The organism is Helicobacter pullorum NCTC 12824 (genome assembly GCF_017979475.1).
Lineage (GTDB): Bacteria > Campylobacterota > Campylobacteria > Campylobacterales > Helicobacteraceae > Helicobacter_D > Helicobacter_D pullorum.
The window spans coordinates 190,095-213,720 of record NZ_JAERIT010000003.1; the positions used below are offsets into that span (position 1 = coordinate 190,095).

The following is a 23,626-nucleotide window of genomic DNA, read 5'->3' on the forward strand; positions in this document are numbered from 1 at the left end:
ATTTTTTGGCTAATTTGCCATATCTTTATTTTGCTAAAAATTCTTGAATATTTTTTAGCACACCTTGAATCAAAATTTCCTTGCTATCTTCATAGCCCCAAGCATTGTGTGGTGTGAGAATAAGCTGATTAGCAATTTTTGGATTCAAAAAGGGGTGGTTTTCTATCATAGGTTCTTTGGTGAAAACATCAAATCCTGCATAAATTTCGCGTTTTTGCATTTCTTCTGCTAAGTCTTTTTCATTGACAATCCCGCCTCTACCAACATTAATCAAGATTCCACCTTCTTTGATTTTGCAAAGATTGTTTTTGTTGATTAAGTCTTGCGTTGCTTCATTGAGTGGAGCGTGGATTGAGATTATAGAGCTTGTTTGCAAAAGAGCATCAAGAGGCAAAGAAGTATAGTTTGGATTTTGATTTTTTCCACTTGTGGAATAATAATTGACTTCCGCACCAAAGGCATTTGCAAGTCTAGCGACTTCCAAACCGATAGTTCCAAGCCCGATGATTCCCCATTTTTTGCCATTGAGCAATTCTAAAGGTGTGGAGAGATTCGTAAAAATAGGGCTTTTTGTATATTCTCCACTTTTGCAATAAGAATCATAAAAGGGGAGTTTTGCACTCAAAGCTAAAGCCATCATTAAAGTATGTTGAGCGACGCTTTTTGTAGAGTAACCAGCGACATTTTTGACTTCAATGCCAAGATTCTTTGCAGTTTGCAAATCAACATTATTCATTCCAGTGGCGGTGATACACACAAGTTTTAGAGTATCTTTGAGTGCGTTAAGAATCTCTTTATCTAAGATGACTTTATTAGTTAGCACGATATTTGCTTCTTTGCAGCGACTTAAAGTTTCATCGGGACTTGTGGTTTGGTATTCTGTGTATGTGCCTAGTTGTTGTAATTTATCTTTGAGATTATTCTCTCCCAAGCTTGAAGCATCTAAAAAAACGATTTTATTTTGCATTTGGATTCCTTTTTTGGGTTATAATTTCACAAACATTTTACTACAAAAGAGGGGAAAAATGCACAATCATTCTAAAATTGTCTCAATTTTGTTGGACGCACTTCCTTATATTAAACTTTTTAGAGGTTCTAAAATTGTCATTAAATATGGTGGTGCTGCACAGATAAATCCAGAGCTAAAAGAGCAATTTGCAATGGATATTGTTTTGCTTTATATGCTCGGAATTAAGCCTATCATTGTGCATGGTGGGGGGAAGCGGATTAATGAGTTGTTAGGAGCTTTGGAGATTGAGAGTGAATTTGTTGATGGGCTTAGAGTAACAAGTTTAGAGGCGTTGAAAGTCGTAGAAATGGTGCTAAGTGGGGAGATTAATAAAGAGATTACAGCATTTTTGAATTATCATGGTGTAAATGCTTTGGGGATTAGCGGCAAAGATGCCTCACTTTTTTTGGCAAAACCAAAAGATAATGGGAAGTATGGTTACACAGGAGAGATTATTGCAACCAAAGGAGAAGTGATTGATAATCTTTTGGCGCAAAATCTTGTGCCTGTCATTGCCCCTATTGCTTGTGGAGAAGAATCAGGTCATTCGGGCTTTAATATCAATGCTGATAGTGCTGCAAGTGCCATAGCTATAGCCACAAAGGCAAAAAAGGCAATATTCTTGACAGATACTCAAGGGGTTTTAAATGAGGACAAAAAGATTATTCAAAGCCTTACATTGCAAGAAACAAATCGTTTGATTGAAAAAGGCGTGATTAGCGGAGGAATGATACCTAAGGTAGAAGCGTGTTTGGATTGTATTAGCAATGGAGTGGAGAAAGCCCATATCATTGATGGGAGGATTCCACACTCGCTTTTATTGGAGCTTTTTACGAGTGCTGGGATTGGGAGTGAGTTTGTAGGGGAGTGATTTTGTTTTAATAGCGCAACAAAGGCTTAAATGCCTTTATTGGAACACCTTTTGCTTACTTTTTCTTAATTTTTTTATAATTTTTAGAAAAGGTAGGCAAATGGCTAGCATATCTAATTCTCTTCACAATTCAAATCTCTATGCAAATGTTTTCAATCAAACAAAAAATCAAACAACAAATTTTTTAACAGCACAAGAAACAATGACTAATAAAGAGGCGTTGCAAGCTATTGTAGATTATGTATCGCCGATAGAGAAAAGAGGAATCGTGCTTGATTCTCCTAGTTATTTTGAATTTGAAAATGAATTAATACAAAAATCCAAAGAAATAAATCCACCTACAAAATCGCAAATGCAGGAAGCAAAAGAATTTTTAAAACGCGAAATGAATAGTATTATTTCTGAAATTTATCGAAACAATAAGCAAACAATAGAAGATTCCATTGAAATAGAAAAAGCAATAGAGTTGGGAGAAGATAAAAAATTCTCTAGTGGAGGTTATGAGCTTTTGAATCTTTTGAAGGCTTATCCTTACATACCTAATAATTCTCTTGATAATGGCGGTGAAAATTTATTAGAGCAGATTAAAAGATATGTCGATACAGAATTAAATGCAATAGGGACAACATTTTTTAATGTGGCACAAGATTATATTCCCAAAGAACAATTAAAAGAAATTCAAGATAAATTAGCTATCGTGCATTCTTACTATCTCAATGGAAATTCCATAGAAATTGATAATAAAAAATTTTCTTATAATGCAACAATGGATAATTTTAATCAATTTTTTGTCGCAGAAGTTACAAGTATCGAAGATTTGGTTGAAAATAATGCAGATTATTATTTGCTACAGATTTCTTATACTGCTACCCAAAGTATTTTTGATATACTCAATCAAAAAGAAAAACTAGAAAAGGAAAATCAAGACTTGAAAAACAAACAAGCAATAGAATCTCACAGCACAAATACAATCAATCATTTAGAATCAAAATCCAAAGTAGATTCTAAATCCCATTTATTAGAATCCCAAAGTGATTTTATTTTTAGAGAGATATTAAAAGATTCTAAAGCCATAGGATAAGCCATGCAAATTAATAATTCTTATTCTAATTATTTAAATATTTATAGCAGTCCAAACTCCGCTAATTCTACAAGTTATAAAGAGATACAAGAATCAAATACACAGATAGAAACTCAAAGTGATGAGGAAATATTAAGTAAAGTTCAAAAGAATATTAGTTATTTTCATGATACTTGGAGTAAAACTATAAAGAGTGAATTTGAACCTCTTCCCTATAGTTTCCACACAACCATAGATATGCATGATATGAATTTTATCGATACAATTAATTCTAAGCTCCAAAGTGGTGCAAATATAAAAATTACTCAACAAGAAATGCAAGAAGCACAAGATTTCCTAAATGAGCAAATGGATAATCTAATGCTAAAATTCTATAAGGCTAATCCTGAAATAGTAGAGGATACACTAAAGGGAGATTTTATCTTTTATTCTGAAGGTGGCTTAAATAGAACAATGAATGTTGATGATATAGAAATATCAAGAGACTATCCAGAGCTAAAATATGATAAAAAGGTTTCTAGTATTTTATATGCTTATGGAGCTAGAATAGAACAAGATAGTTTAGATAAGGATTTTATGGGATATTTACAAAGTTTTAAAAATGCTTTAAACAATCAAGATTTAGATGATACAATAAATATAAAACATGTTATGTCAAGTTATAGACATTATAAAATGGAATCAACAGGCTATAGCTTCTTTGCTTCACTTTCAGATATGTTATCCCCCATAGAGCAAGAAAAAATTACCGATTCCATTGCCAAAGTTATGGGATTTTATTTGCAATCTAATTCTATGGAAATTAACGGAATCAAAGTATCTTGGGATAATTCAGGATTTACAAATGATATAGGATATTATGATTCTGTTTTTGGCGGTCGTTCAATGGCTCTACATACTTACAAAATTGATTACGCAGATTCACAATCCACATCTAATGATTTCCTTGCCTCTAACTTTGATACTACCCAAAGTATTTTTGATATACTCAATCAAAAAGAAAAACTAGAAAAGGAAAATCAAGACTTGAAAAACAAACGAGCAATAGAATCTCACAGGGCAAATACAATCAATCCTTTAGAATCAAAATCCAAAGTAGATTCTAAATCCCATTTATTAGAATCCAAAAGCGATTTTATTTTTAGAGAGATATTAAAAGATTCTAAAGCCATAGGATAAGCCATGCAAATTAATAATTCTTATTCTAATTATTTAAATATTTATAGCAGTCCAAACTCCGCTAATTCTACAAGTTATAAAGAGATACAAGAATCAAATACGAAATCCACAAACCCAAGCAATGAAGCAATCCAACAAAAAATAAATGATTTGTTAGCTGACTACCCACTGCATCATCCCTATTATCTTCAATATCAAGATGCTATATTTTATGATATAGTAGCAATTAATGGGGACAGCGATACAGAATTTGAAAATTCTATAATGTTAAAACAATATTTACTAGATAATGTCTCTCTCCCAACAGAACAAACATTTGAAGAGTCTAAAAATATTTTATCTCAAGAAATGAACAATATTTTGAATAATACTTATATAAGCAAGGGAGAGGATAGTAAAGAGTTTCAAGCGTTGTTATCATTTGCAAAAACTTTTTTTGAAATGGATAAGTCAAGGATTGATAGCAAACAAAAATTATTAAATCTGTTAAAACAAGGACAAGATAACCTAGAATATGCCACAAGCAATGAGTTTTATCATAAACTTTTTACAAAAACTGAAGGGCTTAGCACGATGACTTTAGAAGAAATTAATACAATCAATGAAAAGCAGGGTTTTTTAAGTGATTATATTTCAGATAATTATCAAGTAGCCCATTGTCTCGAGGAATTTTTTGCATTAGCGGATTTTTATAAATTAATTCCACAAGAAAACAAAGATAAAATTTCAGAAAATCTACAAATATCCCAAAGATACCTTTATAATCAAAGGGGAGATTTGGAAAACCATTTTCAATTAGGGGATTTCACTATTTCTTGGGAGGGTAATAGCACTCTATTTAATGCTTACCTCAATGGCTCTAAAATCTCTATTGCTTCACAATCCACATCTAATGATTTCCTTGCCTCTCTTACCTCTAACTTTGATACTACCCAAAGCATTTTTGATATACTCAATCAAAAAGAAAAATTAGAAAAGGAAAATCAAGACTTGAAAAACAAACAAGCAATAGAAGCATATAGTTATGGCAATGGATATTCTAGCACTTTAACTTCTAAAACTTCTAAAGAAATAGATAGTTTCATTAATCAAATGATCAAGGAAGCAAAAGCATAATGCAAAGTAGATTCTAAATCCCATTTATTACAATCCCAAAGTGATTTTATTTTTAGAGAGATATTGAGATTCTAAGAATCTTAAGAATTTAGAAATTTAATTTAACCAAATCTTTTGGAATCTTTACCACCACTTTTTGAACTAATTCGCTTGTATTTGTGGCAATTCCTCCCGCATGGACATCAATGCTTTCAAAGACAGCCAAATTGCCTCCAAAAAGCAGTATGCTAGAGCAATATGGGCTAGGGTGATATTCAATCAAATCTTTTGTAGAATCCAAGGGGGTTTTTATTTCACAAAGGCTGTTTGGGGCGACAAAAAAGATTTCCTTGCCATTGATAACCATTTGAAAATCTACCATTTCTTGATGGCTTTCATAAAATGCTTCTTTGGGCGATTTTGTATAGTAGGCTTGCTCGATAGCTTTGATGCCACCATCAAAATAAACTTCAAAAGTCTCCCCCGCCTGCATTTTGGAGATTCGCCTAAAGACCTCGCTATCCTCATCTAATGCGTCATAAAGATAGCCAAAGACTTTTGCCAAAATTTCATTCTTTTTGAATTTTTTTGCAATATCTGGTAGATAACCTACAAACATTCTTGCCCCCTAAAAATTTCTCAATCCTACCAAAAACCATTCATCTTGGTTTTCTCTCTCTAGCTCAATAATGCAACCTTTGTGGATTTTGATATTTGAAGTTTTAAAACCACAGATTAATTGCACAAATTCACTAATTGTAGGTTCATGTCCGACAACAACAAGTGTTTGCCAATCTTCCTCAATCTCATCTTTATGTTTCAAATACCCTTCCAAACCTGTTTCTGGATTGAGGCTAGGGCTTAGAAAAAAGGTGCTTTGATCTTGAAGTTTTGCAATGTATTTTGCGGTATCACAAGCGCGTAATGCCAAAGATGAGACGATAGCATCGACTTTTGGATATTGTTTGTGGATATATTTGGCTATTTTTTTAGCCTGTTTTTTGCCTTTTTTGGTGAGTGGGCGTTTTAAATCATCTTCGCCAACCCATTTTTCTCTATCTTCTGCTTTTGCATGACGCACTAGAATTAATCGCATAAAATCCCTTTATCTAAGTTTTTCTACCATTTTAATCACTAAATTAGCACTTTGCTTTGCAGAATGTTCTAAAAATTCTTCATAGCTAATAAGTGCCTCATCGCTAGCATTGTCTGAAATAGCTCGAATCACACAAATTGGGATATTGAGATTGTCACATACAACTGCCACGCTTGCCCCTTCCATTTCGATAGCATCGGCTTTAAATTCGTTTTTGATCCATTCTTTTTTTTCTTTGCTGCTGATAAACTGATCCCCTGTTGCAATAATGCCTTGATGGAGTGGGATTGCAAATTCTTTGGCAACTTCTAGGGCTAAGTTATTGAGGCTTGTATCAGTGGGTGTAAAGATTTTTCCTTCAGAAAAATAACCAAAAGGATGCCCAAAAATAGTAATATCTACATCATGTTGGCAGAGCTTTTCTCCAATCACCAAATCGCCGATTTTATAATTTGGATTTATCCCGCCAGCCACGCCATTGAAAATCATTTTTTCACAGCCAAAATGCAAAATCATAGTCGCAGCACTTAGGCTTGAATGCACCTTGCCTATGCGACTGCAAGCAATAATGAGTGTTTTATTGGGCAAAGAAACTTTATAAAAGGTATTTCCGCCAAATGCAATCGTTTCATAAGTTTTATAATATTCCAAAAGAGGCGAGATTTCCTCTTGCATAGCACCTAAGATTCCAATAGTCATTTTAATCCTTTTGTAAGAAGTTTTGGATTTCTTCATAAGTTTGTAGTGATAGAGTTTCTTTTGAGGTGAGGCGTTTGTTTAAGCCTTTTAAGACATTGCCTCCACATTCTATAAAAGAGTCAATGGAAGCGTCATTTTCTCGGATAGATTGCTTATAAAGCACAGGAGAAATTAACTGCTTAGAGAGTAGCTCTAAAGCTTGTGATTTTGTATTATAAGGGCGTGCTGTTACATTTGAGATAATGGGGAATGCAAAAGAATCTTGCAAGGTTTCTTGTAAAAGAGTGCTAAACTCATCGCACATATTATCCAAAATCGGACAATGGCTTGCCACAGACATTGGCAACATTAAAGCCCTTTTGGCACCAAGTCCTTTTAGTTCCACCTCTAGTGCAGATAAATCTTCTCTACTGCCTGCTAAAACCATTTGTCCATCACCATTGTAATTAGCACACCAAACTTTTAAGCCTACATTGCGTTTTTTCTCGCACAATTCTTCTAAAATAGAATCTTCTAAGCCCAAAACAACCATCATTCCAGCTTGTTGCTTTTTGCAAGATTCTTCCATAAGCTCCCCGCGTTTGCTAACGAGTTTTAATGCTTCTTCAAAGCTTAAAGCACCACTTGCACAAAGTGCGCTAAATTCTCCCAAAGAATGCCCCAAACTCATATGGATATTTTCAAAGATTTTGGGTTTAATGAGATGAAAAACGCTGTAACTTACAAGTAAGATTGCAGGTTGTGTATAGCGTGTGAGATTGAGTTTGTCGTTTTCTTCAAAACAAAGTTTTTGCATATCTTCTTTTAAAATATCACTTGCTTTTTCAAAAAGCTCTTGAATTTCTTTGCTGTTGTCAAAGAGGTTTTTTCCCATTCCGATACTTTGGCTACCTTGTCCGGGAAAGATAATAGATAATTTCATTGTTTTCCTTTACATACTTTTTTTGGCTTGTATTCCAAGCAAAGCTAATCCAGCATTGAGGGATTTTGCTACGATGCTTAAAACGCTTAAAATTTGCTTTTCATTTGGAGTGTTGAGGATTTTTTCTTCATTGTAAAAATGATGAAATTCTCCTGCTAGAGTGCGTAGATATTCTACGACTTTTTGGGGGTTTCTTTGTGCAAATGAATCTTCTAATACTTTTGAGAGATTGAGTGCCAAAACCAACAAATCACGCAAAGATTCGCTAAGATTTGTAAAATCTTTTGTGAAATTGTCCAAAGAATTTTGGGATTTTTCAAAAAGCGTATGAATTCTTGCATGTGCGTAATTAATATAATACACAGGATTTGATGAATCTTGTTTTTTCAAATCTTCCACATCAAATTCTAAGTGTGTATCTGCTTTTTTGCTCAAAAATATTAGACGCAAGGCGTCCGCACCCACATCTTCTACCACATCTTTCATCAAGATGAAGTTTCCTGCTCTTTTGCTCATTTTATAAGCTTCACCGCCTTTTAATAAGGCAACCATTTGTGAAAGCAGAATCTCAAGTTTGCTACTCTCATAGCCCAAAAATTCTATGGCTGCTTTGACGCGCGCAATGTATCCGTGGTGATCTGCTCCCCAAATATTGATATATTGATTGAAGTTGCGTTCCATTTTGTTTTTGTGGTAGATAATGTCACCCGCAAGATAGGTTGGCTCCCCATTTTCTCTAACGATTACTCTATCTTTTTCATCGCCAAATTCTGTGGATTTTAGCCAAATTTTACCTTCTTGCTCATAAATTCCATTATTAGCCCTAAGAAGCTCTAAAGTGCTATCCCATTGTGCATAAAGTTCTTTCTCACTCACAAAGTGATCAAAAAAGATTCCTATTTCAGCGAGATTTGATTTGATTTCATCAAGCATTTTATCTTTGCCAAAAAGGCTAAGTTTTGCAATGGAATCCGCATTTTCAAAAATCTCCATTCCAAAAGATTCTTTTGCATCTTTGGCTAATTCTAAGATATATTCGCCTTTGTAGCAACCTTCTGGCAATTCATAAGATTCCCCCAAAAATAAATGCCTCCCAGCAAAATAGATAGATTTCCCTAGATTTTCAATCTGCACACCAGCATCGTTTATGTAGTATTCTGTGGCGATAGAATAACCAAGGTATTTCCCGATTCTGCTTAAACTATCTCCAAAAATCGCACCCCTAGCATGCCCTATATGCAAGGGACCGGTTGGATTGGCACTGACATATTCTAAAAGAATGGTTTCTTTTTTTGGGGCATAAGGTTTTAAAAAATCTTTGGTACATGTTTCTAAAAATTTATCACTCAAAAAGAAATTCACATAGCCATTAATGATGTTTATGCTAGAAATTTCTTCTAAGGATTCAAGAGATTTTGCAAAGTTTTGTGCAATTTCTTGTGGGCTTTTTTTGAGGGTTTTTGCAAAGCTAAATGTTGGCAGAGCAAAATGCCCAAACTTCTTGTCTCTAGGTTGTTCCAAAACACTTGTGATTCCAAGTGTTTCATCAACAATTTTTTTAATTTTATGATACATTGTTAAACTTTTGTAGTTTCATTAGGGGTTGTTGTAGTTTCTTTGGTAGTAGAATCCTTTTGGATTTTATCTTGTTGGGATTCTGTGGCATTTAGAGTGGTTTCTTCTTCATCTTCTTTAATGGCTTTTTTGAAATTTTTGATTCCTGAACCCAAACCTTTAGCTAATTCTGGAATTTTTTTAGCCCCAAAGAGCAAAACAATAATTAATAAAACAATAAGCCAGTGGCTCCAGCTTGAAAATCCCATATTTAATTCCTTTTATCAAAAATAGCCTTTATTATAGCATATTTCAACTTGCATAAAAACTATTTTGTAAGCTTGCTTGGAAAAACTCTTTGAAAATACCGCTTTTATCTCGCAAGATAGCGTTTTTTATGCCTTCTTCTTGTGTGGTTTGGAAGATGATTTCCCCTTTTTGCAATAAAATAATTTCTTGGCATAGTTGCAAAATAATCCTTAAATCGTGTGAAATGACGATGAAGGTAATACCAAAGTGGCGTTGGATTTCTTTGAGATTGTCTATCATTTTGGCTTGCAAATGCACATCAAGATTGGAGAGCGCTTCATCTAAAATGAGGATTTTTGGTTTGAGTGCAATGGCTCTTGCAATAGCGATTCTTTGTTGTTCTCCGCCGCTAAAGTATGCACTTTTTTTGTCCAAAGATTGAGGGTCTAATCCGACAAAGTTTGCTAATTTTTGACTTTGGAGCTTTTTATCTGTGATGAGATTGTAATTTGCTAATCCCTCTAAGATACATTCCCTAGCGCTTAATCTTGGATTGAGTGCGCTTTGAGAATCTTGAAAGATGCCTTGTATGTTTTGGCGGATTAGTTTATCTTTGCCTTGAAAATACTCATGATCCAAAATAGTAACCTTGCCACTTTTTGGTCTCTCTAGCCCAAGCAAGATTCGCACAAGGCTAGATTTGCCCGCACCATTTTGCCCTAAGATTCCTAGATTTCTATTAGGCGTGAGTGAAAAATGGATATTTTTTAATACATAATGCTCTTTTGCTTGAGAGAAAAAATTGCCTTTTTTGTAGCTTTGTGTAATGTCTCTAACTTTAAGCAAAGTTTCCACGAAAATCCCCCCATGGTGTGTTTAGCAATCTCTCATTTTCAAATAACAATTCTTTGGTTTTAGTGTGTTTTGGAGTTTTGAAAATTTCATCTCTATTGCCTTGTTCGATAATTTCTCCCTGGTGGAGAATGATGATTTCTTCTGCCATTTTGTGGGCTAAAAATAAATCGTGAGTGATAAAGAGCATTCCAAAGCCCATTTTGTTTTGTAAATTTAAAAGTAGGTTTGAAATTTGCCAAACCCCAAGGCAGTCCAAATCGCTAGTCATTTCATCAGCGATAATAAAATCAGGCTTGATGCAGATGCTAAGGGCTATCATTGCTCTTTGGAGCATTCCGCCACTTAGTTCAAAAGGATAAGAATCTAAAATCTCTTTTTTTAAGCCCACTTCTTCTAAGCCCCATTTATCACTTGAAAGGGATTCTAAATGGTGTGCTTTGAGCGTTTCTAGGAAATGTTCTTTGAGGGTAAAAATGCCATCAAAACAACTTGCAGGATTTTGTAAAATCACTCCAAATTTTTGATTGCTTTGAATCTCGCCGCTTGTAGTGGCATTTTGGGGTAAAAGCCCTAAAATTGCTCTAGCAAGGAGACTTTTGCCGCTTCCACTTTGTCCTAAAAGAGCGATTTTTTGTTTGGTTTTTAGGGTGAGATTGAGGTTGTTTAGAATCTTTTTTCCATCGATAAAAAGGCTAAAATTTTTGATTTTTATCATTTTTGTTCCTTGAGAGATTCCAAAGAATATTTATCTCTTAAAGATTCCCCTAGGGTATTAAAAATAGCAACAGAGATAAAAATGCAAATCCCCGGGTAGAGCATTAAAAGCGGATATTCCATAATATAGGGGGCAAAATCTTGAATCATCACTCCCCATTCAGGCATAGGTGCTTGCACTCCAAGCCCCAAAAATGATAAGCCAGAGATATGCAAAAGCATATGTCCAAAATCAAGGGTGATTAGAATAATCATCTGCACAAAAACAGCTGGCAGGATATGTTTTATCATAATCTTAAAATCGCTTCCCCCAAGCATTTTGGCTGCTTGAATGTATTTTTGGGTTTTTACTTCCAAAACAATGCTTCTAACCATTCTTGCATACCAAGCCCAGTGAGTGAGAAAAATTGCCAAAATCACATTAGTAATCCCAACGCCAAAAATAGCAATGAAAAATAACGCTAAAATGAAGGTTGGAAAAGTCAGGAAAACATCGCAAATTCGCATTAAAATATTATCCAAAATCCCACCTTTATACCCTGCGACAATCCCTACAAAAAAGGAACTTATTGCAATCAGCAAAGAAATAATAAAAACGCTAAAAATAGAGATTCTAGCACCATATCCTAAGCGACTTAAAATATCTCTTCCTAAATGGTCTGTGCCCAACCAATGCTCTAGTGAGGGGGGGAGAAATTTGTCTTCTAAATTCCCCAAAGTAGGATCATAAGGGAAAATAATAGGAGCTAAAATGGCAATTAAAATAAGTGTGATTGCCAAAAATAGAGAAATCTTTAAACGCATTTTAATTCTCTTTGTAGCGGATCTTTGGGTTGAGATAAGCCATTAGAATATCCACAATGAGATTAAGAAGCACAAAAACAACTACCATAATGAGCATAAAAGCTTGAATCACGGGGTAATCATGACTATAAATCGCACTTACTGCATACCTTCCAAATCCCGGCAATCCAAAGAGTATTTCCACCACCACAGCACCGCCTAGAATCTCTCCAAAATGCATTCCAAAAGAAGTGATAATGGGCAATAAAGAGTTTTTTAGGATATGCTTTTGGATAACATTTTGTGGAAGTTTTCTTGCATAAGCATACAAAATATTTCTTTGATTTTGGTGTTCAAGGTAGCTTACCCTCACAAGTCGCATATTAATAGCAATAGACATAAGACTTAATGTGATAACTGGCAAAATGTAGCTTTTGGGGGAAAAATCTTCATAGGGTGAGAGTATCCCAAAACCTAGAGTGAAAATGTAAATTAGCAAAAATCCAAACCAAAAACTAGGCATAGAAACACAAAAGAAAGCAAAAATCCCTAATCCCCTATCAATCCACGAATCTTTTTTGATAGCACCAAGTATTCCTAGGATAATCCCAAAAAACATTACTACAAGCATAGAAATAAAAGCAAGATTAAGTGTAGTTGGTAGATAATATAAAATATCTTCTAACACTGGTCGTTTGGTAACATAAGAATTTCCAAAATCCAAAATAAAAAGATTTTTTAGCCAAATGAAGTATTGCTCCAAAAAGGGCAGATTCAATCCAAGCTCGATTCTAGTGGCTTCTAGGGCTTCTTGTGTGGGTGGAATTTGAGATTGTGTGAGATATGCAAAGGCTGGGTCAATAGGGCTTAATCGCAAGATTCCAAAGACAATAAAAGAAACAACCAATAAAATAGGGATTAGCAAAAAAAGCCTTTTAAGAATGAAAAGCCACATTATTTGACTTCCATTGTTTCAAATAAAAATTCAGTTTCCATTGCACCTATTTGGTAAGATTTGATTTTGGTTTTGTTGTAGATTCCAAGCACTACATTATGGCTAAGAGGTAGGTAAATGGCACTTTCATCAAGCAAGTTAAGTAGGGTTTGGTAGTCGCGTTTGAGTATTTTTTCATCGGTTTGATTGAGGATTTTGTGGATTGTGGATTCTATTTTTTGGCGGGAATTTAAATCCTTTTGTGCTGCAAAATCTGCATGTGAAGGGATAAGCATAGAGGCTATGAAAGAATGAGGGTCAAAAGGATTCCCCCAAGTTTCATTGAAAATCAAATCAAAATCCCCGTTTTTTTGTTTTTGAAAAAAGCCAATAGGCTCACTTGCAATAAGCTCTATTTTGATTCCGCTTTTTGCTAAGTTATTTTGGATAGCTTCAGCGATGGCTTTTTGTATGGGATTATTTGCGACATAGACAAACTGCAAAGATTCTTGATTGTAAGTGCTTTGGGTGAGATTTTCTTTGGCTTTTTGTGGATTGAAAGTTGCATTTTGCATTGTTGTGTTACAAAATTCCAAAGAGGGGTTAAAGAGGGAATTAGCTGGCTTATCAATTTTGAGTAGTATTTTTTCTAAAATGCTTTGTTTATCAATAGCAGCCAAAATGGCTTTGCGTAAATGAATATCTGCTGTTTTTCTATCTTTGGAGGCGTTGATGATGATATGAAAAGTCCCTTGTGGTTGTGATTGTATGGTTTGGTATTTGGCATTTTTGCTTAGACGCAGGAAGTTTTCTCTTGAAATCGAATCTTTCCCCACTAAAATATCCAAAGCCCCACTTTCAAAGGCTAAGATTCTGGAATTTGCATCAGGTAGGATTTTTATTGTAAGTTTAGAGATTTGCAGTTTGTTGCCGTGGTAATATGGATTTGGCACAAAAATATCATAAGCGCCAAGCCTACTTTCTTTTAAAATCCAAGCTCCACTGCCAATGGGGGCTTTTATGCCATTTTTGGTTGAGGCATTTAGCATTGCACTAGGTGCGATAAATCTAAAAGGGCGTGGCAGACTTAACTCATTGAGTGTGGCAATATAAGGGCTTGTGAGCTTGAGTTCAAAAGTTTTGGAATCCAAAGCTTTGGCGCTTATAATTTTTTGGGTGATTCCAAGCCAAGAATGACGCGTTTTGTTTTCTAAAATGGCTTTGAAATTTGCTTCAATAGCATAAGCATCAAAGGGGCTTCCATCAGAAAAAAGCAAATTTTCTTTGATAAAAAAAGTATAAGTTTTATTATCTTTTGAAATTTCCCAAGATTCTGCAATTTCCCCTACAAACTTTTGTCCATCAAATCTAATAAGGGGCTGATAGAGCATAATTTGAGCATACATTTGGTTGGGCGAATAAAGGTGTGGGTTGATATTTCCTGCATTTAACGCCCATGCAGTTGTTATTTCCCTGCCAAAAGCCACAAAGGGCAAAAATAGCAAAAAAAGAAAGATAAATATATGCTGGGTGAAAATAAGGGGTGTTTTTTTAATCATAATTGCCCTAGATTTAAAGATAAAAATAAATTTTACAATTTTACACCAAAAACCTTAAATCTTTCAAAGTGGTTTTTTGTGGGTTTTGCAACAAAATTTATGGATAAAAATATTTAAAGATTAACAAATGTCAATTTTTTTAGATGCATTTTTGTCTAAAATGCACACTTTATATTTTGAAGTCAAAAGGATTTATTATGCTAGATATACAAACAAAAGAATTAGTAAAAAGCACAATTCCTGCACTTAAAAGTCAAGGTGAGGATATCACAAAGGTTTTTTATCGTGAGCTTTTTACGCGTTATCCACAGGTAAAGGGTATGTTTGATATGCAAAAGCAAAAAGATGGCTCACAGCCAAAGGCTCTTGCAATGGCAGTCTTAAACGCAGCAAAAAACATCGATAATCTTGAGAAAATCCGCCCCTCAATAGAATCTATTGGCAAAACACATGTGCGCCTAAGTGTCAAACCTGAGCATTATCCGCTAGTGGGAGAGTGTTTGCTTGTGGCGATTAAAGAGGTGCTAGGAGCTAGTGATGAAGTACTAGAGGCATGGGGCAAGGCGTATGGGGAAATTGCGGAGTTTTATATCAAGATTGAAAAGAAAATTTATCAAGAACAAAAATAAATTTTAATTTGCAAAAAAACTTTGAAAGCAGGGGTTATTTGAATAAAAATTGATGAATGTTAGCATTTGCTAGACTATTTTGTTTTTTTAAATTTCATTAAATTTTTTGATTTTTTGGACATCTTTTCCTAAGGTTAAGTTGCTAAAAGTTATAGTTTGGTGCGCATAATGTTTAATGCTATTGTTTCTTGGTATTTTATCTATTTTTATGTGTAGTGTAGATTCATTATTTGATAAATCCACACTGTTTGGAAGATTAGGATTAATTCTTATCCTTATCTACAAGCTTGCCAGCACCAATCCAAGGCATCATCGCACGCAATCGCTCACCCACTTGCTCGATTTTATGATTTGCTAGATTCTTGCGTTCGGCATTCATTCGTGCATAGCCTGCTTTTCGCTCCAAGATAAAATCTTTTGCAAATCGCCCCTCTTGAATGTCAGAGAGAATCTCTTTCATCGCCTTTTTAGATTGCTCATTTATCACACGCGGACCGCTTACCATATCGCCGTATTCTGCGGTATTTGAGATAGAATAGCGCATAGTCGCCAAGCCTCCCTCATACATCAAATCAACGATGAGCTTTAGCTCGTGCAAACACTCAAAATACGCCATCTCTTCAGGGTATCCTGCCTCTACTAGCGTCTCAAATCCAGCTTTTACAAGGCTACTCACCCCACCGCAAAGCACTGCTTGCTCACCAAATAAATCCGTCTCTGTCTCATCTTTGAAAGTTGTCTCGATGATTCCGCTTCGCCCACCGCCGATTGCTGCGGCATAGCTTAGGGCGATTGCCTTTGCATCGCCCTTGCTTGTGTCTTGCTCCACCGCGATTAAATCTGGAATCCCACCGCCTCTCACAAACTCGCTTCGCACAGTGTGTCCGGGGGCTTTTGGTGCGACCATAATCACGCCCACGCCTTTTGGAACTTTGATTTGCCCAAAGTGGATATTAAAGCCATGCCCAAAGGCGATGATTTTATCCTCGCTCAAATGTGCTTTAATATCTCTCTCAAACACATCAGCTTGCAACTCATCAGGGATTAGAATCATCACCACATCCGCCCATTTTGTCGCCTCGCTGACTTCTAAGACTTTGAAGTTTTTTGCCTCTGCTTTGCCCCAGCTTTTGCCGCCTTTATATAGACCGATGACCACCTCCACGCCAGAATCTCTTAGATTCTCCGCATGTGCGTGCCCCTGACTTCCAAAGCCGATGATAGCTACCTTTTTCTTTTGGATAAGCCCCAAATCACAATCTTTATCGTAATATACTTTTAATGCCATATTTAACCTCACTTTTTAAGTAAAATATAAGGATTTGATTATATTCTTTTCAAACTTAGTAATTACTTTGAAAAATATCTTTTCGAGGTTTATTGCTTGGGTTGAATTTCTTGATTTTCTACTACTACATTGGGACGGATTTTCTCGATAATTTTGGGTCCAAAACCTTTGATGTTTTTTAAATCATCAATAGATTTTAGGGGAGTTTTTTCTCTATAATCAATGATGGCTTGTGCTTTTGCCTCTCCTATGCCTTTGATACTCATTAACTCTTCTTTGCTTGCTTTGTTTAAATCCACAGCACCAAAAAGGAATGATATTGCCAAAAATAATGTTGCTAAAAGTTTTAACATAAGTTCTCCTAAAAGTTGAAATAATCTAAATTGTATCAAAAAAGTTAAAAAATATTTAATTTATTGAAGAGAGTGAGGGCAAATTTGTCAGTATGTGTATTTTTGTAGCAGTTTAAATTTTTCTGTAACTTAAAGCCTCCATTAGGTGTTTTTTCTGGATTTGCTCACTTAATTCTAAATCGGCAATGCTTCTTGCAACTCGCAAGATTTTATCAACGCCTCTAGCGGAGATTCCAAAACGCGTAATGGCTGTATCTAAAATTTGTTTTTCTTCTTTTTGGAGTGTGCAAAACCGCTCCAAATCTTCGCCTTGCAACCTTGAATTAAACACTTTTTGAGAGCGGTTTTTTTGAAATTCAAATGCTTTTAAGATGCTTTGTTGCATTTCTTCTGAGGTGATTTTGTGTGTGGATTGACTCCCTTCTTGCATTTGCACAAATAAATCTAGTCTATCCCAAAAGGGTTCAGAAATCTTGTTTTTGTAAGCATTGATTTCTTTTTGGTTGCAACGACATTCTTTGGAAGTGCTTAAGAGATTCCCACAAGGGCAGGGATTCATCGCACCAATAAACATAAAATCTGCAGGACAAGTAACTTTTGTTTGGAGTCTGGAGATAGTGAAATTGTGGTTTTCTAGTGGCTCACGCATAGATTCTAAGATTGTTTTTGGGAAATGTGGCAACTCATCAAAAAATAAAATCCCCAAATTCGCAAGACTAATTTCTCCATATTTAATGTTTTGTCCTACCGCACTTCCCAAAATAGCAGCTTTTGTGGCACTATTATGAGGATTCCTAAAAGGTCTTAAAGCAGAAATTTTGAGAGTGCTTGAGGCTAATTGTAGGATTTCAGATAAATTCAAAGGGGGCAAAATATAGGGGATTCTTGAAGAAATCATACTTTTTCCACTCCCTGCACTTCCTTCAAAGAGGATATTATGGAATCCGCAAGCTGCTATGAGTGCCGCCCTTTTGGCTCTTTCTTGCCCTTTGATATCTTTGAAATCTAGGGCGAAATTTGTTTCAAAATAGTATTTTTTTCCCGCTATGTTTTTGTGCATAAATGGTAAATTACTTTCAAGGATTTCAATAGGCGGTGGATTTTTGAGTGTTTCAATAGCTTCTTTGAGTGTTTCCACATAGTAGGCTTTGAGGTTGGGAAGTTTTGAGTAGAATTTTTGGGCACTTTTGGGGAGTATGAAAATAGAATCTGCATTTTGGCTATAGCTTAGAAGTGAAAAAAGCAAGGGATAGATAGATGGAGTGTCTTTTACTCTCCCATCAAGCCCGAGTTCCCCAAAAGCAAAGTATTTTTGTGTGGTTTGGTTGTTTAATTCACTAAAATCGCAATATCCATAAAGTGCGATTAAAAGTGCAATGGGTAAATCATAAAAGCTTCCTTGTTTGGGTAAATCTGATGGAGAGAGATTGACGCTAATTTTTAGCGGAGGAAATTTAAAATCATTTGCTAGCAAAGAGGATTGGACTCTTTGGCGAGATTCTTGGATTGCATTACCTGCTAATCCTGTTATTTGAAAAGAAGGAAGTGTTTTGGTGAAGCTAACCTCTACTTCCACTTCTTTGGCTTCCAAACCTTCTTGCGCTGCACAATATAAGAGATGAAAAGCCATTTTTAACTTTTTCTTTTTTGTTTTAGCTCTTTTTCAAATTTCTTGCGTTTGATAATAGAAAGCTTGTCGATAAAAAGAATGCCATTTAAATGGTCGATTTCATGTTGCAAGGCAACTGCTAAATAATCATTGGCTTCTAATTGTAGATTCTCGCCATAGCGATTTTGGTAATGGATTTTTAAAGAAGAGTAGCGTTTGACTTCCTCATAAAATTCAGGGACGCTGAGACAGCCTTCATTGAAGAGAATCTCTCCATTTTTTTCTATAATTTCTGGATTAATGATTTCTAGCAAGTTTTCTTTGTGTTGATTGCCCTCTTCATCGGGTAGGCAAATAAGTAAAGCACGGATTGGTTTTGCCACTTGAATTGCAGAGATACCAACTCCATTTTTGTTTAGCATTGTTTCATACATGGCATCTAAAAGCTGATGTAGGGATTCATCAAAATTTTCTATTGGTTTTGAAATTTGCCGCAATAGTGGATTTGGATAGGTGATAACTTCTAGCATCAATTTTCTCCATAGGTTGCAAAAGAAAGATTGTTATTAGAGGCTTTTTTGAGTGCGTCTAAAGCATTTTTGAGGATAGTTTTTGGATTTTGGTTGGTTTGAATTTCGCAGATTCCGCTACATATATTAAGGGATAATTCCTCTTCCCCCAAAAATACATTGGTAGTAGAAATTTTTTCAGAAAGGCGGTTTGCAAAACGCTGGGCGAATTTTTTGTCCCCATGGCTTATTAAAATCCCAAAAATACCTTCTCCACAATAAGCCAAAGTATCGCTTTTGTTACAATTTTTTGTAAGGATTTTTGTGATTGTTTTGTTGATAAGAGTAGCGTTTTTTTCAGAGGTGACTTTTTTGGCTAAGTTTTTGGCGACTTTTATCATAATAAGAGAGGATTTGTGCTTATCAATAGTAATCTCTTCGCACTCGCTTTGGAGCTTGGCATTCAAAAAATGCTTGTTGTAAATGCCATACCTACTATCACAAATGATTTCGTTATTGATGCTTTCGATGGCTTGAGTGGTTTTATTATAAGAGCTTTTGATTTCTTGTAGTTGTTTTCTTGAGAGATCGCCCACTTTCCCTAATTCTTTTTCAAAAATGGTTATGACATTTTGTAGCATATTGACATTATTGACAGATTCAATTTCTCTAGCGTGTTTTTTGAGAATATTTTGCAAAAGCTGAAAATTGCTAAAAACAGCACTAATTAATTGAAGGGTATTTACCATACAGCTTTGTGCTTTAATGATTTTATTTTCAAGAGAAATTTGTTTTTCAGAGGGGGTAGATTCAATCTCAAGAAAACGCATAGCGTTATTTTTAAAATCTTGAGGCTTGTCTTCTAATAGTTTTTCAAAATAAATTTTGTAATTATAGGGGCTAGGAAAAATCTTATTGGCAAGCATAGTTTGTATGATTTGCTCGCCATAGGTTTCTAATGAATCGCTTTTGGGTGTTGTGTTTTCTTGTAATGGTTGATTTTCGAGCGGTTGTGGGCTAGAAGCGAAAGAAGGGATATTTTCAATGTTGGGTAATTTTTCTTTCTCTATCCCATCGGTTTCAAAGTTTGGTAATTCAGCAAATGCTCCAAAATCATCTTTCATTTCCAAACCTTATTTTAAGCTTTTTGTCAAAACATTATCAATTAAGCCATATTTTTTGGCTTCTTGCGCACTCATAAAAAAGTCTCTATCAGTATCTTTAGAGATTTTTTCTAGTGATTGATTGGTGTTTGCTGCTAATATTTCATTTAAAGTTGCTTTTAAACGCAAGATTTCTTTGGCTTGAATCTCAATATCAGTAGCTTGTCCCTGTGCTCCACCTAATGGTTGATGAATCATAATTCTTGAATTTGGCAAAGAGTATCTTTTGCCTTTTGTGCCGCAGCTTAGTAGAAATGCACCCATACTAGCTGCTTGTCCGATACAAATTGTGCAAATGTCTGGTTTGATATAGTTCATCGTATCATAAATGCTAAGCCCGCTTGTAACAACTCCACCGGGCGAATTGATATAGAGATAGATATCTTTTTGTGGATCTTCTGCTTCCAAAAAAAGTAATTGTGCGACAATTGAAGAGGCGATACCATCGTCAATTTGCCCGCTTAGCATAATGATTCTGTCTTTTAGAAGTCTAGAATAAATATCATAGCTTCTTTCGCCACGCCCTGTTTTTTCTATGACGATAGGTACATAATAGCTCATTGTGCTTTCTTGTTGAGTAAATTTGTTAATATTCTATCTTCAAGCATTGCCATTTTGATAGCTGGAATTAGATTGTTATTTTGGTAGTATTCAAGTACAGCTTTTGGGTCTTGACGCATTGCCATTGCTTCATAGTAGATAGTGTTTAGAATCTCATTATTGTGAATATCAATATTATCTCGCTTTGCAATCGCATCAATAATGAAAGTAACTTTTACACTTTTTTGTGCATTTTCTCTTTGTTCTTCGCGTTTTGCTTTGAGGGCTTGGCTGTCTTTAGCAAGTTTTTCTTGTTCTTCTTTTGGAAGTTTGCTAAATTCATTTCTCAATAATAAATCCATTTCTTGTTCGACAATTAGGGTTGGAAGGTCAAAATCAATTGTATTATGGAGATTCTCAATCAAAGTACCTTTGAGTTCATTATTGTAAAGTTCTTGTTTTTTCTCTGCGGCAAGTTGTTCTTTGATTTTTTCTTTGAGTAGGGCTACATTAGCTTCTTTTTCTTCTGGTAGCAAAGTCTTTGCAAAATTGTCATCAATCTCAATTTTACCTTTTGTTTGGATTTCTTGTAATTTTACTTTGAAAATAGCGGGTTTTCCTGCGAGATTTTTTGCATGATAGTTTTCTGGGAAAGTTACATTAATCTCTTTTTCTTCGCCTTTTTTCATGCCAATAAGTTGCTCTTCAAAGCCTTCAATGAAAGATTTACTGCCGATTTTTAAGAGATAATTTTCTGCTTTTCCGCCCTCAAAAGGTTCTCCATCAATAAAGCCTTCAAAATTAATTTTGGCATATTCGCCATCTTTTAGCTTCCTTCTTCCATCTTCAATGCCCACAAGAGGAGCTCTAGCATCTGCAATTTCTTCTAATCTTTTGTTGATTTCTTCCTCACTTACTTCAGGTATTTTTACTTCTGGAATGCAGCTTTCTACCTTATCAAGAGGGATTGTGGGAGTCAAACTCAATTCTATTTCAATCTCAATTCCATTGTCTTTTTTGTCAAACTTCGTAATTTTTGGGTCTCCAATTAGAGCATTTGGCTCTACTTGAAGTTCCTTTAAAATATCTTGTAAGAGATCTTGAACACATTCTCTTTGTGCGTCTGATTCTAGTTGTTTTCCATAGCGTGCTTTGATAACTGCTGTTGGAATTTTACCTTTTCTAAAACCATCAATTTTTAAGTTTTTTCCAGCGTTTTTTGTTACCTTGTCGATTTTTTTATCCAATTCTTCAAGTGAAATTGTTGCTTGTGCATTAGCATTAGCATTGTTGATTTTATTGACCTTTAAACTCGGGTTCATTTTTCTATCTACTCCAAAATAAAAATAGTTGATGTTGGATTCTATCAAATTTTTGCTTAAATATGCAAATTTAGCAAAATTATTCCCCTATGATTTCTCGCACACCTTTGGAGTTTTGTTCGCTTAAAAAGCCTCTTGCAGTCATTTGCTCTACGATATTTGCGGCTTTATTGTATCCGATTCCTAAACGCCTTTGAATATAGCTAATGGAGGTTTTTCCATCTGCTAACATAATGCGTTTTGCTTCTTCATAAAGTTCATCTATCTCGCCTTCATAACGCAAATTGAGATTTTCATCTTTGTTTGGCATAAAATTTTCGTCATATTGTGCGGGGCGTTGAGATTTGATAAATTCTACAATTCTTTCAATCTCTTCTTCAGTGCTCCAAGGTGCATGGAGTCTTACAATACCTCCACCAGGTGGTGTAAATAGCATATCCCCTCTGCCGAGTAAAGATTCTGCACCAAAAATATCCAAAATAACCTTAGAATCAATTTTTTGTCCAACCTTGTAGCTAATGCGTGAGGGCAAATTGGCTTTAATGGTTCCTGTTACGACATCAACACTTGGGCGTTGTGTGGCAACTATTAGGTGGATTCCGCTCGCTCTTGCCATTTGTGCTAAACGGGCAATAGAGAGTTCTGCTTCCTTGCCTCCACTCATCATTAAATCTGCTAATTCGTCAATTACAACAACAATATAAGGAAATGGTTCAAACCCTTCGATTTCTGCTTTTTTGTTGTAACCTTCAATGTTTTTGATTCTTGCTTCACTCATAAGCGTGTAGCGTCTCTCCATTTCTTTGACAGTGCTATCTAGGGCTATAATGGCTTGTTTGGGCTGTGTGATAACGGGCGTGAGAAGATGAGGAATATCGTTATAAATGCTGAATTCTAGCATTTTTGGGTCAATCATAATAAGCTTTAATGTATCGGGCGAATTTTTATAAAGCAATGAAAGAATCATGGCATTAATCCCGACGCTTTTTCCGCTTCCTGTTGTTCCTGCGATAAGCAAATGAGGGAGTTTTTTGAGGTCTGTAACAAAAGGATTGCCTACAATGTCTTTCCCAAGTGCAAGTGTAAGCGGGGAAGAGGAATTTTGAAAAAGCTCATTTTCTAATATTTCGCGTAAATAAATGGTTTGTATTTGGTTGTTTGGAATCTCGATTCCTACGACATCTTTGCCCGGGACGGGGGCTTGGATTCGGATAGTTTTTGCACGCAATACCATAGCTAAATCATCTTGTAGAGTGAGGATTCTTGAGACTTTGACATTGGGGCTTGGGCGGAATTCAAAAGTGGTAACGATAGGACCAGAATAAGTGCGGACAATATCCCCTTCAATTTTAAACATTCTAAGTTTGCTCAGCAAATCATTGATTTTTCTATCAATTTCTTCTTCATCAATTTCTATACGCTCTTCTTGAGGCATTTGCAAAAAATCTAGTTTAGGGAGTATAAAATCTGTGCTTATAGGCGATGCTTGTGGAGTGAGTTCGATTTCATCAAGTAATGCTTGATTCTCACTGAGAGTTTGCACTTGGGTTGAATGAGGTTTTTCTAGGTTTTCTAGGTTTTCTAGGTTTTCTAGGTTTTCTAGGTTTTCTAGG

The 23,626-nt window shown here is 35.2% G+C and carries 25 protein-coding genes; 5 read left to right on the forward strand and 20 right to left on the reverse strand.

Annotated features, from left to right (window positions below):
• Nucleotides 1-25: 25 nt before the first annotated feature.
• Nucleotides 26-967 carry a D-2-hydroxyacid dehydrogenase gene (locus JJQ98_RS03610; protein WP_151104864.1) on the reverse strand — a complete coding sequence of 314 codons (942 nt, stop codon included), beginning with the start codon at nt 965-967 and terminating at the stop codon, nt 26-28.
• Nucleotides 968-1,025: 58 nt separating this feature from the next.
• Between JJQ98_RS03610 and argB the strand changes: the two genes are divergently transcribed.
• From argB to JJQ98_RS03630, 4 genes are all read left to right on the forward strand, one after another.
• Nucleotides 1,026-1,880, forward strand: a complete 855-nt coding sequence (gene argB / locus JJQ98_RS03615) for an acetylglutamate kinase (RefSeq protein WP_151104865.1) — start codon at nt 1,026-1,028, stop codon at nt 1,878-1,880.
• Between the two features lie 100 nt (nt 1,881-1,980).
• Nucleotides 1,981-2,961, forward strand: coding sequence for a hypothetical protein (locus tag JJQ98_RS03620; RefSeq protein ID WP_054198055.1), 981 nt, complete (start codon nt 1,981-1,983; stop codon nt 2,959-2,961).
• Nucleotides 2,962-2,964: 3 nt separating this feature from the next.
• The gene (locus JJQ98_RS03625) at nt 2,965-4,140 is read left to right on the forward strand and encodes a hypothetical protein (RefSeq protein ID WP_151104866.1); all 1,176 of its coding nucleotides are present in this window, start codon (nt 2,965-2,967) and stop codon (nt 4,138-4,140) included.
• A gap of 3 nt (nt 4,141-4,143) precedes the next feature.
• Entirely contained in the window at nt 4,144-5,256 is a 1,113-nt protein-coding gene (locus JJQ98_RS03630) for a hypothetical protein (RefSeq protein ID WP_054198056.1), read from the forward strand.
• Between the two features lie 88 nt (nt 5,257-5,344).
• Here the strand turns inward: JJQ98_RS03630 and JJQ98_RS03635 are convergent, their stop codons facing one another.
• Genes JJQ98_RS03635 through nikA form a run of 11 tightly spaced genes read right to left on the reverse strand, consistent with a single transcriptional unit; the run spans nt 5,345 to nt 14,600 of the window.
• Nucleotides 5,345-5,854, reverse strand: coding sequence for a YhcH/YjgK/YiaL family protein (locus JJQ98_RS03635; protein WP_005021877.1), 510 nt, complete (start codon nt 5,852-5,854; stop codon nt 5,345-5,347).
• 9 nt (nt 5,855-5,863) lie between these two features.
• The gene (sixA, locus tag JJQ98_RS03640; protein WP_065826844.1) at nt 5,864-6,331 is read right to left on the reverse strand and encodes a phosphohistidine phosphatase SixA; all 468 of its coding nucleotides are present in this window, start codon (nt 6,329-6,331) and stop codon (nt 5,864-5,866) included.
• 9 nt (nt 6,332-6,340) lie between these two features.
• Entirely contained in the window at nt 6,341-7,030 is a 690-nt protein-coding gene (locus JJQ98_RS03645; protein ID WP_005021879.1) for a 5'-methylthioadenosine/adenosylhomocysteine nucleosidase, read from the reverse strand.
• Between the two features lies 1 nt (nt 7,031).
• Nucleotides 7,032-7,952 carry an ACP S-malonyltransferase gene (gene fabD / locus JJQ98_RS03650; RefSeq protein WP_005021880.1) on the reverse strand — a complete coding sequence of 307 codons (921 nt, stop codon included), beginning with the start codon at nt 7,950-7,952 and terminating at the stop codon, nt 7,032-7,034.
• 9 nt (nt 7,953-7,961) lie between these two features.
• Nucleotides 7,962-9,527, reverse strand: a complete 1,566-nt coding sequence (gene argS, locus JJQ98_RS03655) for an arginine--tRNA ligase (protein ID WP_104719532.1) — start codon at nt 9,525-9,527, stop codon at nt 7,962-7,964.
• Nucleotides 9,528-9,529: 2 nt separating this feature from the next.
• Nucleotides 9,530-9,775 carry a twin-arginine translocase TatA/TatE family subunit gene (gene tatA, locus JJQ98_RS03660; protein ID WP_054198061.1) on the reverse strand — a complete coding sequence of 82 codons (246 nt, stop codon included), beginning with the start codon at nt 9,773-9,775 and terminating at the stop codon, nt 9,530-9,532.
• Nucleotides 9,776-9,818: 43 nt separating this feature from the next.
• Nucleotides 9,819-10,610 carry an ABC transporter ATP-binding protein gene (locus JJQ98_RS03665; protein WP_065829608.1) on the reverse strand — a complete coding sequence of 264 codons (792 nt, stop codon included), beginning with the start codon at nt 10,608-10,610 and terminating at the stop codon, nt 9,819-9,821.
• On the reverse strand, nt 10,594-11,325 hold the full coding sequence (locus tag JJQ98_RS03670) for an ATP-binding cassette domain-containing protein (protein WP_151104867.1): 732 nt from the start codon (nt 11,323-11,325) through the stop codon (nt 10,594-10,596). Before JJQ98_RS03670 ends, JJQ98_RS03665 begins: the two co-directional genes overlap by 17 nt.
• Complete coding sequence (gene nikC, locus JJQ98_RS03675) at nt 11,322-12,128, reverse strand: nickel ABC transporter permease subunit NikC (RefSeq protein WP_060661438.1); 807 nt, start codon at nt 12,126-12,128, stop codon at nt 11,322-11,324. The genes JJQ98_RS03670 and nikC overlap by 4 nt, the downstream gene beginning before the upstream one ends.
• Before the next feature lies 1 nt (nt 12,129).
• Nucleotides 12,130-13,062 (reverse strand): ABC transporter permease subunit, encoded by a 933-nt coding sequence (locus tag JJQ98_RS03680; protein ID WP_054198065.1) that lies wholly within the window; start codon nt 13,060-13,062, stop codon nt 12,130-12,132.
• Complete coding sequence (gene nikA / locus JJQ98_RS03685; protein WP_210670776.1) at nt 13,062-14,600, reverse strand: nickel ABC transporter substrate-binding protein; 1,539 nt, start codon at nt 14,598-14,600, stop codon at nt 13,062-13,064. The genes JJQ98_RS03680 and nikA overlap by 1 nt, the downstream gene beginning before the upstream one ends.
• A 197-nt stretch (nt 14,601-14,797) precedes the next feature.
• On the opposite strand from nikA, the gene JJQ98_RS03690 reads away from it, so the two are divergent.
• Complete coding sequence (locus JJQ98_RS03690) at nt 14,798-15,229, forward strand: globin domain-containing protein (RefSeq protein ID WP_151104868.1); 432 nt, start codon at nt 14,798-14,800, stop codon at nt 15,227-15,229.
• A 262-nt stretch (nt 15,230-15,491) separates the two neighbouring features.
• On the opposite strand, the gene ilvC is transcribed toward JJQ98_RS03690, so the two are convergent.
• From ilvC to JJQ98_RS03730, 8 genes are all read right to left on the reverse strand, one after another.
• A complete protein-coding gene (ilvC, locus tag JJQ98_RS03695) occupies nt 15,492-16,517 on the reverse strand; it encodes a ketol-acid reductoisomerase (protein ID WP_151104869.1) in 1,026 nt (341 codons plus the stop codon).
• Between the two features lie 89 nt (nt 16,518-16,606).
• Nucleotides 16,607-16,870 (reverse strand): ComEA family DNA-binding protein, encoded by a 264-nt coding sequence (locus tag JJQ98_RS03700; protein WP_054195325.1) that lies wholly within the window; start codon nt 16,868-16,870, stop codon nt 16,607-16,609.
• 112 nt (nt 16,871-16,982) lie between these two features.
• The gene (locus tag JJQ98_RS03705) at nt 16,983-18,500 is read right to left on the reverse strand and encodes a YifB family Mg chelatase-like AAA ATPase (RefSeq protein WP_151104870.1); all 1,518 of its coding nucleotides are present in this window, start codon (nt 18,498-18,500) and stop codon (nt 16,983-16,985) included.
• A gap of 2 nt (nt 18,501-18,502) precedes the next feature.
• Nucleotides 18,503-19,009: a peptide deformylase gene (gene def, locus JJQ98_RS03710; protein ID WP_040499866.1), complete on the reverse strand. Its 507-nt coding sequence runs from the start codon at nt 19,007-19,009 to the stop codon at nt 18,503-18,505.
• A complete protein-coding gene (locus JJQ98_RS03715; RefSeq protein WP_005021894.1) occupies nt 19,009-20,112 on the reverse strand; it encodes a GGDEF domain-containing protein in 1,104 nt (367 codons plus the stop codon). Before JJQ98_RS03715 ends, def begins: the two co-directional genes overlap by 1 nt.
• A 9-nt stretch (nt 20,113-20,121) precedes the next feature.
• Nucleotides 20,122-20,712 (reverse strand): ATP-dependent Clp endopeptidase proteolytic subunit ClpP, encoded by a 591-nt coding sequence (gene clpP, locus JJQ98_RS03720; RefSeq protein ID WP_005021895.1) that lies wholly within the window; start codon nt 20,710-20,712, stop codon nt 20,122-20,124.
• The gene (gene tig / locus JJQ98_RS03725) at nt 20,709-22,013 is read right to left on the reverse strand and encodes a trigger factor (protein ID WP_151104931.1); all 1,305 of its coding nucleotides are present in this window, start codon (nt 22,011-22,013) and stop codon (nt 20,709-20,711) included. The genes clpP and tig overlap by 4 nt, the downstream gene beginning before the upstream one ends.
• Before the next feature lie 79 nt (nt 22,014-22,092).
• A partial coding sequence (locus tag JJQ98_RS03730; protein WP_247596673.1) for a DNA translocase FtsK occupies nt 22,093-23,626 on the reverse strand: 1,534 nt, incomplete at its 5' end.

Coding starts and splice junctions, on each gene's coding strand:
- JJQ98_RS03610 (WP_151104864.1), bottom strand. CDS start 967: ATGCAAAATAAAATCGTTTTTTTAGATGCTTCAAGCTTGGGAGAGAAT.
- argB (WP_151104865.1), top strand. CDS start 1,026: ATGCACAATCATTCTAAAATTGTCTCAATTTTGTTGGACGCACTTCCT.
- JJQ98_RS03620 (WP_054198055.1), top strand. CDS start 1,981: ATGGCTAGCATATCTAATTCTCTTCACAATTCAAATCTCTATGCAAAT.
- JJQ98_RS03625 (WP_151104866.1), top strand. CDS start 2,965: ATGCAAATTAATAATTCTTATTCTAATTATTTAAATATTTATAGCAGT.
- JJQ98_RS03630 (WP_054198056.1), top strand. CDS start 4,144: ATGCAAATTAATAATTCTTATTCTAATTATTTAAATATTTATAGCAGT.
- JJQ98_RS03635 (WP_005021877.1), bottom strand. CDS start 5,854: ATGTTTGTAGGTTATCTACCAGATATTGCAAAAAAATTCAAAAAGAAT.
- sixA (WP_065826844.1), bottom strand. CDS start 6,331: ATGCGATTAATTCTAGTGCGTCATGCAAAAGCAGAAGATAGAGAAAAA.
- JJQ98_RS03645 (WP_005021879.1), bottom strand. CDS start 7,030: ATGACTATTGGAATCTTAGGTGCTATGCAAGAGGAAATCTCGCCTCTT.
- fabD (WP_005021880.1), bottom strand. CDS start 7,952: ATGAAATTATCTATTATCTTTCCCGGACAAGGTAGCCAAAGTATCGGA.
- argS (WP_104719532.1), bottom strand. CDS start 9,527: ATGTATCATAAAATTAAAAAAATTGTTGATGAAACACTTGGAATCACA.
- tatA (WP_054198061.1), bottom strand. CDS start 9,775: ATGGGATTTTCAAGCTGGAGCCACTGGCTTATTGTTTTATTAATTATT.
- JJQ98_RS03670 (WP_151104867.1), bottom strand. CDS start 11,325: ATGATAAAAATCAAAAATTTTAGCCTTTTTATCGATGGAAAAAAGATT.
- nikC (WP_060661438.1), bottom strand. CDS start 12,128: ATGCGTTTAAAGATTTCTCTATTTTTGGCAATCACACTTATTTTAATT.
- JJQ98_RS03680 (WP_054198065.1), bottom strand. CDS start 13,062: ATGTGGCTTTTCATTCTTAAAAGGCTTTTTTTGCTAATCCCTATTTTA.
- nikA (WP_210670776.1), bottom strand. CDS start 14,600: ATGATTAAAAAAACACCCCTTATTTTCACCCAGCATATATTTATCTTT.
- JJQ98_RS03690 (WP_151104868.1), top strand. CDS start 14,798: ATGCTAGATATACAAACAAAAGAATTAGTAAAAAGCACAATTCCTGCA.
- ilvC (WP_151104869.1), bottom strand. CDS start 16,517: ATGGCATTAAAAGTATATTACGATAAAGATTGTGATTTGGGGCTTATC.
- JJQ98_RS03700 (WP_054195325.1), bottom strand. CDS start 16,870: ATGTTAAAACTTTTAGCAACATTATTTTTGGCAATATCATTCCTTTTT.
- JJQ98_RS03705 (WP_151104870.1), bottom strand. CDS start 18,500: ATGGCTTTTCATCTCTTATATTGTGCAGCGCAAGAAGGTTTGGAAGCC.
- def (WP_040499866.1), bottom strand. CDS start 19,009: ATGCTAGAAGTTATCACCTATCCAAATCCACTATTGCGGCAAATTTCA.
- JJQ98_RS03715 (WP_005021894.1), bottom strand. CDS start 20,112: ATGAAAGATGATTTTGGAGCATTTGCTGAATTACCAAACTTTGAAACC.
- clpP (WP_005021895.1), bottom strand. CDS start 20,712: ATGAGCTATTATGTACCTATCGTCATAGAAAAAACAGGGCGTGGCGAA.
- tig (WP_151104931.1), bottom strand. CDS start 22,013: ATGAACCCGAGTTTAAAGGTCAATAAAATCAACAATGCTAATGCTAAT.